The sequence below is a fragment of the Gemmatimonadota bacterium genome, assembly GCA_040388625.1.
Classification (GTDB): Bacteria; Gemmatimonadota; Gemmatimonadetes; order Gemmatimonadales; family Gemmatimonadaceae; genus Fen-1247.
Window position 1 is genome coordinate 116,362 of sequence record JAZKBK010000002.1, and the last position, 15,097, is coordinate 131,458.

The following is a 15,097-nucleotide window of genomic DNA, read 5'->3' on the forward strand; positions in this document are numbered from 1 at the left end:
CTGCCGATGCATCAACGTCACCCCATCTCCACGATCACGGTGTGGCGCGCCCCGTCGTCGCGCAGCTGCACGACTCCATCCGCCACCGCAGCGCCGTCCAGCGTTACGCTCTTCACGCCGCGCTGGACATGCGCCGGATTGCGCACCTCGATCGTGTACGTCGCCGACTGGTAGATGTATTCGATCGTGAATCCATCCCAGGTGGGCGGAATGCACGGATTCATCGTGAGTCGATCGCCGCGCTTGGTGAAGCCGAGTATTCCTTCGAGACCCGTGCGATAGTACCAGCTCGCGCTGCCCGTGTACCACGTCCAGCCACCGCGTCCGAGATGCTGGTCGGCCGTGTAGATGTCGGCCACGACCACGTAAGGCTCGACCTTGTAATTCTCGACGGCCTCTCTCGTGTTCGAGTGCATCACAGGATTCAGCATCTGGAACAGCTCGAACGCGTGCGCGCCGTTGCCGTTCATCACCTGCGCCCAGATCACCCACGTAGCCGCGTGCGTGTACTGCGCTCCATTCTCGCGTACACCGGGTAGATAGCCCTTGATGTAGCCAGGATCGTGAGTCGTCTTGTCGAATGGCGGTGTGAGCAGCATGACCAGCTGCGCGTCATTCCGAACGAGGTGCTGGTCGACGGATACCATCGCCGACTGCGCACGTTGCGGATGTCCCGCTCCGGAGAGAACGCTCCAGCTCTGCGCAATGGAATCGATCTTGGCTTCGTCGCTCTTGCTCGATCCGAGCGGATAACCGTCGTCGTAGTACGCGCGAACGTACCAGTCGCCATCCCACGTGTTGGTTTCGATTCCGTTCCGGTAGCGCTCCGCGATCGCGAGGAAATCGTCGTGCGTTCCCGTATCGCCGCGCGATGCGCTGATCTCGGCGAAGCGCTTGAGCGTCGCGATCAGGAACCATGCGAGCCAGACGCTTACTCCCTTCCCTCCGATCCCGACCCGGCTGTACCCGTCGTTCCAGTCGCCGCTTCCGATCAACGGTAGATCGTGTTGCCCGAATGTGGACGCCTTGCGCAGCGCGCGCACGCAGTGCTCGTATATGGTCGCACTCTCGTCCGATATATCCGGCTTGTCGTACAGCTCGTGCTCGTCGGGAGCGAGTTGACGCATCGTTATGAATCTCGCCTGCTCGTCCAGAATCGCGTTGTCGCCGGTCACTTCCGTGTAATGCGCCACGACGAACGGCAACCAGACCAGATCGTCCGAGAAGCGCGTCCGAACCCCGCGGCCGCTCTTCGGATGCCACCAGTGCTGCACGTCGCCTTCCACGAACTGCCGGCCGGCGGCGCGCAGGATGTGAGCGCGCGCAACGGGAACGTCGGTGTACAGAAACGCCATGCAGTCCTGCAGCTGATCCCTGAACCCGTATGCACCGCTGGATTGATACAGCGCCGTGCGTCCCCACATCCGGCATGAGAGAGCCTGGTACAACAACCACCCGTTCTCGATCCGGTCGAAGGATTCATCCGGTGTCCTGACCTTGATAGTCGCGAGCCTGGCCTGCCATGCCTTGCCCGAGCGATCCACCTCGGCGACGGAGCTTTCCACGGTCCTGTACCTGCGGATGAGCGTTCGCGCCTCGTCCGTGGAGGAGATTGCGCCGAGCAGCACGACTACTTCCGCAGTCTCGCCGGGATGGACTGTAACGCTTGTCTGCAGCGCGCCACACGGATCGACCACCTCGCCGACCGACTCACCGAGCGCCGCCTTCGACAGAGCCGCGGGGCGGGCAGGCGTTCCATTCCGTCCAATGAATTCGCGTCGGTCCGCTGTGTAGCTCGTCACATCACCGCTCATTGCAAGGAACGCAACGAGATCGGAGTATTCCTGATCGAAGAAATTCTGCCCGAAGATGGATGCGGTGTCGGTGTCGTAGGAAGTGTACACATGCTGCTGCGTCAGGTCGCGCGAAACGCCGAGCACCCATTCGACGTAGCTCGTCACCGTGATGCGTTTTGGCGATCGGCCGTTGTTGGTGATCCTGAGTACGCTCACCTTTACCGGATCGTCAGTTGCCATCGCGATCTTCACGGATGTATGTATGTCCGCGTGTTGATGGTCGAAGATCGAGTAGCCGGCGCCATGCTTGACGACGTATTCGGTCATCTCGCGGATCGGAGCCGGTGTCGCGGTCCAGACATCACCGGTCTCGTCGTCGCGCAGGTAAATGCAGTCGCTGCATGGATCACGGACGGGATCGTTGTGCCACGGAGTTATACGATAGAAGAAGCTGCTTTCCGCCCACGTGCAGCTGCTGCCGCTTTCCGTTATGACGAACCCTGCCGCAGGATTCGCTACGACGTTCGCCCACGGTGCCGGCGGCAGCTCGGTGCCGTACAACCGCATCTCGTACTCGCCGGCCTCGTTGAAGAATCCGAAACCGTTGGTAACTGGTGAATCAGATGGCACCAGCGACACATGGCGATCTGCAGTACGACGCGCGTATCGCGGCGGTACCGGAGCGTCCGGGCTTCCGGCGTATTCCTTCGTGTCATCGGCAAATTCGAGCAGGGATCCCAGCCCCAGCCCATCACACGCAACGTGCACGCGCGCCATCGCGCGGATCAGTGCGACGTCGTCCGCCTTGAGTACGTCGGTACGACGGATGAACACGCCGCCGGAGCGATCGATCAGCGCCGCCTCGCTCGACGCCATGACCGTGGACGTGAGCGTGTCGTTCAATTCCTGCAGGTAGGACGGCGGCCGCTCGTTCAGGATGACGAGATCCGATTTGAGGCCCTTCAATCTCCAGTAATGATGCGCCTGCAACAGTTGCCGGATGCTCGGCATTCCCTCCGGTGCGTCGATGGTCGCAAGCAGGATCGGGTTGTCACCGGAGATGCCGAGTGGCCATAGCGACTGCTGTCCGCGCGTGTTGTCGCGCAGCTCGGTACCGGTCGGCCGCAATTGCGGATGCGGATAGATCAGGTAGCCGGCGAACTGCTGATACACGGCAGCATCACTTGGCGCGATCCCCAGATCGCGCAGCTCGGCCTGCGCCTGCGCCCAGCTCAGATCCAGTGCGCGGCGCGCACTGAACGGATCATCGTACAGGTCCGACAGCTCCACCGCGCGCTCGCGTGTCTCTGCAACGAGCGTAGTGAAGCTCACCGGGACGGATTTGCCGGGCGCCACACGAATGCGAACGCGGAGTGAGAATATCGGATCGAGCGGAGCGCCTGCCGAATTGGACAGACTGCCGGCATCTTCCATTGCATCGGGATGTCGCACGGATTTCCCGCGGCCGATGAACTTTGCACGGTCGGTCTCGTAACTCACACTACCTACGCGCTCGGGGCCTGTCGCGACGACGTGCGCCCCCCAGTAGACCTTCTCGTCCGACGCGCGAGCGCGACGCGTTGCAATGATCGCCGAATGCTCACCGACCCATTCGGTCTGGACAAAGAGATTGCCGAATGCGGGATGCTGCCTGTCCGTGTCGAGCGACTGCAACACGATTTCCGAGTAGCTCGTGAGCTCGAACTCACGCGTCACAGCGGACCTGTTGGTGATCGTCACGCGCCTGACTTCCGCAGCGTCGTCGGACGATACCACGACTTCCATCCTCGTGTCTACGTCGCCATCCCGGCGGTGGAACTCGACGCGATCACTGGCAAACGAGACATGATACGCGTCAGCGTCGACGGCCACGGGCTGATGGGCTGCGCTCCATACACGCCCACTCGTCATGTCCTTGACGTATATCCACTCGCCGTGGTTGTCACGCGTCGTATCGCGGCGCCAGCGTGTCACCACGATGTCCCCGTAACGACTGTAACCACCGCCGGCGTTTGTGATGAGCGTAGTGTAGGGAACGTTGCCCAGCAGCGCGATGCGTGGCTGGGACGTGTAAGGCGTATCCGTTTCCCGTACGGCTGGCTTCGCGATTTCCACCGGCGTCGTCGGGACCGGCTCGTCCTCGTTGCCGGTACGCTGCACTACCAGGCGTCGTGGAATGCGTTCCTGAAGAACCAGGTCGTTGGATCGGACCAGCGGATCCGCATGAAAACGTCGCTGCCACACCTGACGTTGCAATGCGTTGGTGAGTGCCACCAGACTCATCCCGATGTGGTGCGCCATGTACGTTCCAACCACCGCACGCGTGGATCCCGGATCCGGACGCGTGTAGTCGATGGCGTCACGGAAGCCGTACGGCCCGAGCGCTCCTTCACTCTCGAGCAGGGCGAGGTTCCGGATTGCCTGATGCGGCTGGATCAACATCGCGAGCACGGTCGCGTACGGCGCGACGACCAGGTCCTTGTTGAGCCCGCGCTTGAGCGCGAGATCCGGCACACCGAAACCGCGATACTGATATACCTGATTCCGGTCGCGCATATTGTATGCAGATTCGGATACTCCCCACGGTGTCTTTCTCTCCGCACCGTACAGAATCTGTCGTCGCACTGCACCGTGGTAGGTCTGATCCAGCAGCGTGAACGGGTACGACTGCGTCACGAGCACCGGCATGAGATACTCGAACATGCTGCCGCTCCACGATGCGAGAGCGCGAATGCCCCTGTCAGACGTGAGCGAGCGTCCGAGATGAAACCAGTGCTCGACCGGAACGTCGCCCTTGGCGATAGCTATGAACGAAGCAAGACGTGCTTCGGATGCAAGCAGATCGTAGAATGAATTGTCGAACGAGCTGGCGCTCGTATGATATCCGATGGAGAACAGCTTCCTGCGCTCATCGTACAGGAATGTAAAATCCATCTCGGACGCGTAGGCGAATGCGCGATCCGCAATCGCGCGCAGTCGTGCGCACTCGTCGCCGACATCCTCGCCGGGCGCCACGGTTCCCTGCATCCGCTCGCCCGACCTGGCGGCGACTATGCCACCCGCGAGCGAATGGCCGGAAATTTCCATCTCGATCGTGCGCGGTTGCAGCGAGTGGATTATCTGGATGCATGCCTGCTTCAACGCGATGAAGTGGCCGGCCAGGTTGCCGCTGTCGACAGTCGATATGTACGCAGGCTCCAGCACCTGCAGCGTCGTGAGGTCGTACCAGTTGAAGAAATGACCCCGATAACGGTTCATCTTCTCCAGTGACAGGAACACCCGCTCCAGGCGCTCGATCATGTCCTGCCGAGTGATGAAGCCAAGGTCGGCAGCGCTGACCGTCGCCAGCAGCTGAAGACCGATGTTGGTGGGCGACGTACGAAGGGCGACTTCCGGCTCGGGATCTTCCTGAAAATTGTCGGGCGCGAGCCAGTTCGTCTGCTCGGTCACGAAGTGATTGAAGAACTCCCAGTGCAATCGTGCATACCGCTCGGCGCGTGAGCGCTCGGCATCGCCGAGCTTTACCTCGCCCGGAATTGCCGGAGCGGAGAGAGCAGATGCGATGCTGGGTGACACGATCCAGAGGATCGCCAGCGGAATCGTTGCGACCACGGCCAACACGCGCAATCCGACATGCTCGCCCGTGTAGTACACACCCACCATCGCGCCGACGCCGGCAAGCAGACCGATCACCACCGCGGGCCACATGCGGCGATACACTTCGCGGTCAGCGCCGGAGCGCATCGCGCGTTCCACCTGCGACGCCGTCTGCCACTCGAGCATGTGACGGTGCGTCACGTACAGGCGCACCAGTGTGCGCACTATCGCGTCCGCCGATACCCACGCCTGATGCGGCAGGAACGTCACGGCAAGGCCAAACTGCTCGGCGTTCGCCATTATGTCGCGCGCAACCGCACCGTAGTACGCCTGCAGAGATTGATCGGTCGGCGGTTGAAGTATCGCGAGGACTGCCGCGAACAGCCACGGAAATGCGATGAACCCCAGCACGACGAGCGTCCATAGCATCGGCGAACCAGGCAGGATAAACCAGCCAACGAGCAACAACACCAGCAACGCTATCTCTACGAGCGACCGTCTCAGGTTATCGAAGATCTTCCAGCGCGAGAGCGTCGACAGTCGATTCGGCTCCAGACCGTCCGGACCCGGTACCGTCGTGCCCAGCCAGCTCAGGATCTGCCAATCGCCGCGAATCCAGCGGTGCTTGCGACGCGTGTAGGCGAGATAGCGTGTCGGATAGTCGTCGTAGAGCTCGATGTCGGTGACGAGACCCGCACGCGTGTACGTACCTTCGATGAGATCGTGGCTCAGCAACGTGTTCTCGGGAAAACGACCATGCGTCGCTTCCTCGAATGCGTTGACGTCGTAGATCCCCTTGCCCGTAAAGCTCCCCTCGCCGTACAGATCCTGATACACGTCCGACACCGCTGTCGTGTATGGATCGACGCCGGGGTGGCCCGAGTGAATCGCGGCGAACTTGGAGCGATACGCGCTCGTGAGCGCAACACCAACGCGCGGCTGGAGAATCCCGTATCCGCGCGTCACACGCCCGAGCGTTTCATCGTACTCGGCGCGATTCAGCGGATGCGCCATGGTTCCGACGAGCTGCGCGGCTGCACCACGCGGAAGCACGGTATCGGAGTCGAGCGTTATGACGTAACGCACATCCACGAGCCATGAGGGATCGCCGGCGATCACGGGGAACGCGTCGGTGGATCCGCCACGCAGAAAGCGATTGAACTCCGCAAGCTTGCCGCGCTTGCGCTCCCACCCCATCCAGACGCCTTCGGTCTCGTTCCACCTGCGCGCGCGGTGGAAGATCAGAAATGGACCGGCATCGCTTGGCGTCCTGTACTTGTCGTTCAGTCCCCGGACGCCGCTCTCGATCGCGTCCACGACGTGCGCGTCACCGGCAAGAGTCTCGGTCCTGGCATCGGTGAAATCGCTGAGAATCACGAAACGGAGATTCGGATCCGGATTCGCGAGATACTGCACCTCGAGATGCTCCAGAGCTTCGCGCACCGACGCAACAGTTGCGAACAATGTTGGAACAACGACGGCGGTCCGCGCTTGCGCGGGAATACCCTCGTCGCGATAGTCCATTTTCGGAAGCAGGTGCGGCGGCACGATCACCGTCACCAACTTGTTAACGACCGCGACACCAACCTCGCTCGCCGGAATCGCAAGCAGCAGTATCAGCAGCAGTGCGTAGCCCGTCGTCGTGATCGGCGCAATCTCCAGCATCAGGACGAACACCAGCAGCGTCACCGTCGATATCACGCCGAAGTAAATCATGCTCGGGTGACGCTTGGCCCAACGATATACGCGCTCGCCGACCGTCGGGATGTATTGAGTGCGCTCCTCGAGTGTGAGCCTCCCCTCGCCAATCAGCCAGTGGCCCACGTGCGACATGCGCGCATCGCCGGGATGCTCGCGCGCGAGGGCGAGCACTTCGTTGGCGATCGAATCCTCGTCGCGCTTGGTGCGTTTGGCTATCTGCTCGACTGCATGGCGGTACTCGTCGCGCGACGCGAACGTCATGTCGCCATAGACGTGAGCCGGATCGTCGCGCAGCAGTCTCTCCGTCACGCTCTGGGATTCGACGAACTCGTTCCAGTCCAGACGCGCGATCATGCGCAGGCTCTGGATGCTGTTCGTGATGGTGACCTGCGTTATCGCGATACGACGATTCGAGCGCGTGACGGCGTCTTCGGCACTGAGCCCGTCTTCCGCGATCCACTGCTCCAGCCACACCAGAGGCGTGAAGTTCGTCTGGTAGCTGCGTATCTGTCCGAGAAAGCGCGCGACGAACGTCGGCGTCAGCTGCGGATGGTGATCTATGAATGTCGAAAGCGCCTGTGACAACGCGTCCGACGACTCGGCGCTCGCAGTGCGCATACGTGTCGCCCACACGTCGGCTTCCTGCACCTCCGCCAATCGTGCAGCCGTGCGCAGTGCCATCCGGCGAATATTCTCGACCAGGCCGAGCCGCAGCATCGTCGGAATCGCCCACAGCTCGCCCAGCTTGAGCTGCGACACGCGCTGAAACTCACGCGTGAACAACGTGATGTTATCGAGATCCAGTCTGCCTTCTGTATGACCGATGAGCTCGATCGCCAGCTCGTACACACGCGGATACCCTGCCAGCGTACCGGTCGCGAGCTTGGGCAGCTCCTGATAGTACTTGTGCGGGAGCGCGGTGCGTACCTCGCGCATGTGCTCCTGAACGATGTAGTAGTTGTCCAGCAACCACTCGCCAGCCGATGAGATGTCGACGCCATGTGCAGCAGCATCACTCAGTGCGTGCTGGATCTCCTCCAGTACTGTCCTGGTGTCGTCCAGTCTGCGAAGCAACGGGCCCGGACCGCGTCGCAGCGGCGGCGGTCCAATCTTTTCCTGGCGCGCGACCGCGCGTGCGCGCTCGGCGAGTCGCTCGACGCCGAGCACCTCGCCTCGGATTGGAGCTACAAGATGGGCGGCGCCAGCGCCATCATCTTCGGTCCCGGTCCAGGCGAGGAAGCGCTTGAGGACGTTTTTTTCGGTTTTTGGGGGGGTAGCTGTGGCCACGTAGCGAAAGTTAAAGGCGCCGCCGAAGCGGTGCCCCGAATCTGCATGACGTACGGGCCGGTGCGCGACGCCATGCAAGCGGGGACGTATCTAACTATTGCACGTAGTACGCCTTTATCGCCGAGGAGATTACAACGTCGCGAACGTGGGCCGGGTCAGGACTGTCCGCGAGCGCGCCCTCGGCCATGATCTCGTCCCAGATGCGCTTCACCCAGATCACGAACTGCTCCGCGCTGATCCCGCCATTGTGCGCCTCTGCCGCAGCGGAGCTTACCGCGCTGCGTACCTCGTCGTGCGCGCCCTCCGAGATCGAGCAATGCGCCCTCAGGGCCGCACGAAATTGGGTCGACGTCTCTTCACTTAGCACGCGAAAAATATACTACGCATGTTTCCGGGAAGACAACGGGCAGTGAACAGTCGATCGGGCCACACGGGCGTCAGTAAAGGATTGGCAAGCGGCGACGCGTCATGCAGCAACTAGAGGAACAAGCTCGGTCATGTCCGCGACGGCATTTCTGAATGCTGCCAGGGCATCGAGAACCGTCGGATCGAAAGCCGTCCCGCGGCCCTCGTTCAGGATTCGGGACGATTCTATCCACGGAAGACTCGCGCGGTATGGCCTGTCCGCCGTCAGAGCCTCGTATACGTCGGCGACGCACAGAATTCTCGCGGTCATGTCGAGTCTGTTACCGCTCAGATGCCATGGATAGCCGCTGCCGTCGAGCCGCTCGTGATGCAGAGCCGCCGACCACGCGAAGTCGCGGAAGGCAGGTACCCGGGACAGGATCTCCCAGGTAAAGAACGGATGGCGCTCCACGGATTTCCGCTCGGAATCGGTAAGTGGTCCGGCCTTGTCGAGGATGGAATTCGACACACCCAGCTTGCCAATGTCGTGAAGAAGGCCGGCGCGGTACACGCGCCGCTGAGTGCCAGAATCGAGCTTCATCTCGCGCGCGATTCCCAGCGCGTACGACGCTACGTTGCGGGAATGCGAGTAGGTGTACGGCGACTTGGCGTCGATTATGTCGGCGAAGGCGCGCGCTACGACGTCCAGATCCTCCTCGCTTACCCAGCGCAGCTGGGACGCGGGCTCAGCGCCGATCACTTCATCGGTAGGATCGGTACTGTCGAGCCTCTCCCACCAGCTCGATTCATGACGCCAGCCAAGGACGCGATCCACCAGGGCCGGATCAAACCAGGTCCCGCTCCGGCGCCGCGCGATCCCTATCGCGCCTCTGGAGCCGTCATGCTGATGAAACACGTCGATCACCTGGGCAAGATTCGCGATTCGCGACATGAGCGGGATCGCGGGTCCGGCAAGCCCGTCGGGATGGCCCTTGCCGTTCCAGTGCTCGTCCAGGTGTCTCACCGCATCGGCGGTGGCCTGCGGGAATCCCAGCCGCATGGCGATGTCAGCGCCTCGCTCGCACCGTAATCCCATGATCTCCTTCATCACGTCTTCGGCGCGGGCGACGCCCACGAAATACCTGAGCTTGTCCGAAAGGCCGCCTTCCATGGCGACCGTACGTGCCGTCTCCACAGCGAGAGCCACCCTGTTCTGGCGGTCGACACGTCTCATTCGAGGCTTGAGCTCGAGGTCGTCCGTCCCGAACAGCTGGCAGAGACGAGCAGCGTTGTTGGAGCAGCCGGCGTCCTTCAGAAGGAGCGCGTAGTAGAGCGCGGCGCTGTCGGACGGGTTCATGTCCAGCTCGCGGCTCAGGCGCATGCCGATCAGGCAGGTGCGCATCGTGTGGCCAATCGGCTGCCCTTCCGTGAGATCCAGCGCACACGAAAGCGCGGAAATCACCTCTGAAAGGTTGATGCGCGCGGACATAGTGTCGCCAAGTCTCGGCTACACCCGCGCGTTATTCACCGGCAGAAAATTCCTCCCGGATCCGTACGGAGTCCGTCCCCACTCCGTCCCCACTCCGTCCCCACTCCGTCCCCACTCCGTCCCCACTCCGTCCCCGCCGCTACGTCCCCGCGTACCACTCGTAGCCCTGATCGCTCCAGTATCCGCCGTTGCGCTTGGGCATGAAGACTATCTTTGTGAGGTATTTCGTATTCTTGTAGCCCAGCTTCACGGGTGAGAAGAGACGCGCTGGCGCGCCGTGGCCGGGCTCCAGCATCCTGCCGTCCAGTCCGTAACAGATGAGCGTCTGCGGATGCATCGCGCTCTCGATGTCCCAGCTCTCGTGGTAGTCGTTGTCGAACGACTGAAAGTCGACGTACTTCGCGTCCGGAGTCGCGCCAGCTGCACGCGCGAGATCGCTCATCCGAACTCCTGTCCACGTTTCCACCGCGGTCCATCCCTCGACGCAGTAATGATTCACGCGCTGCGTGATGCGCGGCAGACGTTGCAGCATGTCCATCGTCAGTGTGAGCGGACGCGTCACGAGCCCCGACACTTCGAGCGTCCACTGCCCGCGCGCCGAAACGTCCCACACTGGAACTGTATCCGAAATGTAATATTTCGGTAACGCCACCCCCGCGTTGCGCCATCGCGATGACGGTGCATCCATCGACGTATGACGGAACAGTCCGCGCTCGAGTGTCTCGTTCTTTCGCATCGCATACTTCAATAGCTTGTCAGCGCCCTTCGGTCCGCGCGAGCCGCACGCAGCGAGGAGCCACGATGCGCTCAATCCGCCACTGGCAAGAAGAAAGTCACGCCTGCGCATCGACGTCGTGCCTCGCGCGAGTGAAGATGTGATAGAACGGACGCGCATCACGCAACTCCGGCGCACGATCGGGATTGTACTTCCCCGTCACGATAGAGCGTATCGAATACGGATCCACGGCGAATACCATGAATATGTGAATCGCTGAAAGAACGACGAGCGCGAGCATCACGAGAAAGTGCCAGTAGCGCGCGTACACGTATCCACCCAGCAGATTGGTGAGTGGAGCGAGCGAGACCGGCTTCCACACGGCAACGCCCGTTATCACCGCAAGCGCCGCGAGAATCGGGATCGCGAAATAAGTGAATTTCTGCAGAGCGTTGTGCTTGCCCTGATGCGGATGCTTCTTGCGCACGAACGCGTAGAACTTGAGCATCTCCCACGAATCGCGAACGTCACCACGACGCGGTACCAGATCGCGCCACTCGCCGTGCAAGTAGATGAAGATCACGTACGCGATGCCGTTCACCACGAACAGCCACATCATCGCGAAGTGCCAGTTGCGCGCGCCGGCGAGCCATCCACCGAATGTCGCCCAGTGCGGTATGGCCTTCCCCGCGAAAGGATAACAGCAGAACGTCATTCCACGCCGCGCGAACATTGGATAGGCGTTGAATATCTGCAACCCGCTCCCGATCATGATCACGAGCGCCACCACGTTCACCCAGTGCGTCACGCGTACGAACCAGTGATGTCGGTCTACAGCCATGTAGGGTCTCCCCCCTGGAGGTACGGCGCGGAAACGAACACAACGTCTCCGGGGTCTTAAGATATAGCTCCGGGTTTCCAATGGCGCAGTACGGCGCCCAGTGCATATTGGATCTGTGGAGCGACCATATCGAACCATGGCCGAACATCGCGCCCAGTATCTGAAAGGCACTCCGCCGCCGCGCGTATTCTGCGCCGCGCTGCTTCTCGCAACGACCTCGTGCATCACGCCGAAACCGCTCGTCATAACGGCTCGGCCCGTGGTCGAAGCATCGCAACCGCGTCCGGGCGACGCGCCTCACGCCGCCATCCGCTGGTACGATACGTTCTGGAAGGCGCTCGCGGATGTAAACGTCCAGGCCGCGTGGATTGTTGCCGACGGGAGCGAGCAGCGAAAGCTTGCCGACGCCATCGAGGATTTCCTCGGCGGAGACAATGCCGCAGCGGACTCGACCGTCGTCCCGCTTCTGTCAGCAAAGGACAGCGTGGTCCGCAATGCCGCGCGAATAACCTACGGGGCGATCCTTACCGCCGAAGGAAACTGGACCCGGCTGGCGTTCTATGCCGACTCGGCCAAGAGCGAGTCCCGGGATGCGGCAGGTGTCGAAACCTGGGCATCGGCGTTCAAGGGTGTCTCCACGACCATATCGTTCGCGGATTCGATGTCCGTGGTGCCGCTCGGGCACTCGGAGAGCGGTGTGCCGATCGTCCCCGTGGTCGTGAACGGTGTCACTCGACACTTCTGGCTGGACACTGGGTCGAGCATCACGATCCTCACATCGGACGTGGCGGACGCGTCCCACGTCGCGGGCATCAACGGCGACACGCTGGAGCTGGTGACATCCGTCGGACGACTGCCAACACGAGCGGCAGTCGTCAACTCGTTGAAGATCGGTGGGGTGACCGTCACCAATGCGCGCGCGATGATAGTCAGTCCCGGCGCGCTCCAGATGCGGGAGGCCACCTCCGGCCTCACGCCGCAAGCCATCGACGGCGTGATCGGCTTCGACGTGATCCGGTCGCTCGACCTGACGATCGATGATATCCACGATCGGGTCATTCTCCGCAAGCCGTCGCCCCGCCCGCCGGCCAAGGGGGAGGACAAGGGGCGCAATCTCTCCTGGTATGGAGTGCCGATCGTGACCCTGATCGCGGAAACCGGAGCGGCGATCCATCTCGTGCTCGACACGGGCGCCGAGGAGACCTTCGGCACACCCGGGATGGCAACCAAGACCCACGCCAGGTGGAGGCCCGCCGAGCGGCGTACCGTACTGGGCTTCGGCGGGAGCAAGAGCGAATCGGGTATCGTGATCCCTTCGGTGCGGCTGTACCTGGGGGACGTTCCGCTCACATTCAAGCGAATCTTCCTTTATGAAGCGCAGTACCCGACCATTTTCACCCTGGACGGCACCCTCGGCGCCGACGCGGGCCGCGGCGGCATACTCCGGATCGACATGACCAACGGCCGGCTGGACATCGCGGGCAAGTGACCGAATGGGTGTTCGGGTGCACGAGCGCGCTTGTTAACAGACTTCCGGACGCACTACATTTGACGAATGCCCGCTGAAAACAATGAAAAACTGACCGGCCCACACAGTGGATGGTGGGGCGTCGGAACCGCCCTCGTACTCACCGCTGCGACATGGGCGTTTCTCTTCTTCCTGCACCTCACGGTCTGGCACGACCCGATCAACCCGATTTCCCCAAATGAGCGGTCGACGGTGATTCAACCCGCCGAGGCGCCGACAGCACCAGCGCCAGCGCCAGCGAGTACGACGCACTAGGCAGGCAATCCATCGTCATTCCCGCTGTAGGGCGCGGATGCATCCGCGCCTTGGGAATCCATGTGTCCGTCGCCATACCCACGAAAACGCCTACAGCTCGTCCGACTTGATGACGAGCATCTTCTCCACCTGCATGTCACGGATGGAGTAGCCAATTCCGCCGGTGCCGAGTCCGGAGGTTCGTCGTCCCGCGAACGGCATCCAGTCGACGCGGAAAGTCGTGCTCTCGTTTACCATCACTGCAGTCGCATCCAGCCGGCGGAACGCGCGCAATGCGGTGTCGAGCGAGCGTGTGCAGATCGCTGACTGAAATGCGAACGATAGTGCGTTGGCGCGATCGATCGCCTCGTCGATGTCGTCGTACGGATACACGCACACCACGGGGCCGAATACTTCGAGCGTGCTGACCTTCGCGTCGCGCGGAGGATCATACAACACGGTGCATGCGTAACACGTGTCGGAGATTCGCTTGCCGCCGCACAGCACTTTCGCGCCGCCATCCTTCGCCTCGCGTACCCACTGCTCGACGCGATCGACTTCGGAAGTCGCGATGAGTGGACCGACTTCCGTATCCGCACTCGTCGGATCGCCAACGCGAAGCTTCTTCACACGATCTGCGAGCTTGTCGGCGAGCTGCTTCGCGATCGAGCGGTGCGCGAAGATTCGCTGAATCGAAACGCACACCTGCCCCGCGTGATAGAACGAGCCCTTCACGAGCATCGGAAGCATCTTCTCGATGTCGGCGTCTTCTGCCATTATCACTGGTGCCGCGCCGCCGTGCTCGAGCGCGCACCGCGTACCAGGCGGCAGCTTCGACCGGAGCATCCAGCCCACCTTCGCACTTCCAATGAACGTGAGAAATGCGACACGCGGATCGGTCGCAAGCCGCTCCGACAGCGCATGATCCATCGGCACCACCACCTGGCACCATCCATCCGGCAGTCCCGCGTCGTGCAGCATCTTCGCAAATTCAAAGCACGACATCGGCGTGCGCTCGGCGGGCTTCGCGATTACCGGACAGCCAGCGGCAATCGCCGTCGCCACCTGATGCACGATGAGATTGAGCGGATGATTGAATGCGCTTATCGCGACAACCGGCCCCGCTGGCTCGAGAGAGGTGTACGCCATGTGATGCGATGACGCAGCGTTCAGTCGCATCGGAATCTCGCTGCCATGCTGAGTGCGCAGCACGTCCACACATCCGCGCACCGAATCGGCCGCTCTAATCGCCTCGGCGCGCGCATCCACCAACGGCTTGCCGCCTTCGCGCGCGATCGTCATCGCGAGCTGCTCGACGTCGTCGTCCATTCGATCGGCGAGCTTGCGAAGAATGTCGATGCGCGCCGCAGGCTCGAGCCATCTGGCCCTGTCGCGGAACAGCGCCGATGCAGTGGCGAGGGCGGTTTCGATCACGCCGGCGTCGGCGACAGCGAACGTTGCGATTGGCGTGCGATCGTACGGAGAGAACACCGTTGCGTCGGCTGCCGAAGTAGTCGCGCCGGTGACGAAGAGACGAAAGTGCGGGAGCGATTGTGCCATTATT

At 62.0% G+C, this 15,097-nt stretch carries 8 protein-coding genes; 2 read left to right on the forward strand and 6 right to left on the reverse strand.

Going from position 1 to position 15,097, the window contains the following annotated elements; translation table 11 throughout:
• Positions 1-17 precede the first annotated feature (17 nt).
• From V4529_04205 to V4529_04225, 5 genes are all read right to left on the reverse strand, one after another.
• A complete protein-coding gene (locus V4529_04205) occupies positions 18-8,381 on the reverse strand; it encodes a glucoamylase family protein (protein MES2357525.1) in 8,364 nt (2,787 codons plus the stop codon).
• Between the two features lie 94 nt (positions 8,382-8,475).
• On the reverse strand, positions 8,476-8,748 hold the full coding sequence (locus tag V4529_04210) for a hypothetical protein (GenBank protein MES2357526.1): 273 nt from the start codon (positions 8,746-8,748) through the stop codon (positions 8,476-8,478).
• 99 nt (positions 8,749-8,847) lie between these two features.
• Positions 8,848-10,215 (reverse strand): HD domain-containing phosphohydrolase, encoded by a 1,368-nt coding sequence (locus V4529_04215; GenBank protein MES2357527.1) that lies wholly within the window; start codon positions 10,213-10,215, stop codon positions 8,848-8,850.
• A 139-nt stretch (positions 10,216-10,354) separates the two neighbouring features.
• Positions 10,355-11,110, reverse strand: coding sequence for a molybdopterin-dependent oxidoreductase (locus V4529_04220; protein ID MES2357528.1), 756 nt, complete (start codon positions 11,108-11,110; stop codon positions 10,355-10,357).
• Positions 11,049-11,771: a cytochrome b/b6 domain-containing protein gene (locus V4529_04225; GenBank protein ID MES2357529.1), complete on the reverse strand. Its 723-nt coding sequence runs from the start codon at positions 11,769-11,771 to the stop codon at positions 11,049-11,051. The genes V4529_04220 and V4529_04225 overlap by 62 nt, the downstream gene beginning before the upstream one ends.
• Before the next feature lie 136 nt (positions 11,772-11,907).
• On the opposite strand from V4529_04225, the gene V4529_04230 reads away from it, so the two are divergent.
• Positions 11,908-13,260, forward strand: coding sequence for a retropepsin-like aspartic protease (locus V4529_04230; protein ID MES2357530.1), 1,353 nt, complete (start codon positions 11,908-11,910; stop codon positions 13,258-13,260).
• A 66-nt stretch (positions 13,261-13,326) separates the two neighbouring features.
• Positions 13,327-13,554 carry a hypothetical protein gene (locus tag V4529_04235; GenBank protein MES2357531.1) on the forward strand — a complete coding sequence of 76 codons (228 nt, stop codon included), beginning with the start codon at positions 13,327-13,329 and terminating at the stop codon, positions 13,552-13,554.
• 90 nt (positions 13,555-13,644) lie between these two features.
• Here the strand turns inward: V4529_04235 and V4529_04240 are convergent, their stop codons facing one another.
• Positions 13,645-15,093, reverse strand: coding sequence for an aldehyde dehydrogenase family protein (locus tag V4529_04240; protein ID MES2357532.1), 1,449 nt, complete (start codon positions 15,091-15,093; stop codon positions 13,645-13,647).
• Positions 15,094-15,097: the final 4 nt, after the last annotated feature.

Bases quoted from the DNA above. Each gene is read 5' to 3' on its own strand.
- V4529_04220 (MES2357528.1), bottom strand. From the start codon at position 11,110: ATGCGCGTCCGTTCTATCACATCTTCACTCGCGCGAGGCACGACGTCG.
- V4529_04215 (MES2357527.1), bottom strand. From the start codon at position 10,215: ATGTCCGCGCGCATCAACCTTTCAGAGGTGATTTCCGCGCTTTCGTGT.
- V4529_04235 (MES2357531.1), top strand. From the start codon at position 13,327: ATGCCCGCTGAAAACAATGAAAAACTGACCGGCCCACACAGTGGATGG.
- V4529_04225 (MES2357529.1), bottom strand. From the start codon at position 11,771: ATGGCTGTAGACCGACATCACTGGTTCGTACGCGTGACGCACTGGGTG.
- V4529_04230 (MES2357530.1), top strand. From the start codon at position 11,908: ATGGCCGAACATCGCGCCCAGTATCTGAAAGGCACTCCGCCGCCGCGC.
- V4529_04240 (MES2357532.1), bottom strand. From the start codon at position 15,093: ATGGCACAATCGCTCCCGCACTTTCGTCTCTTCGTCACCGGCGCGACT.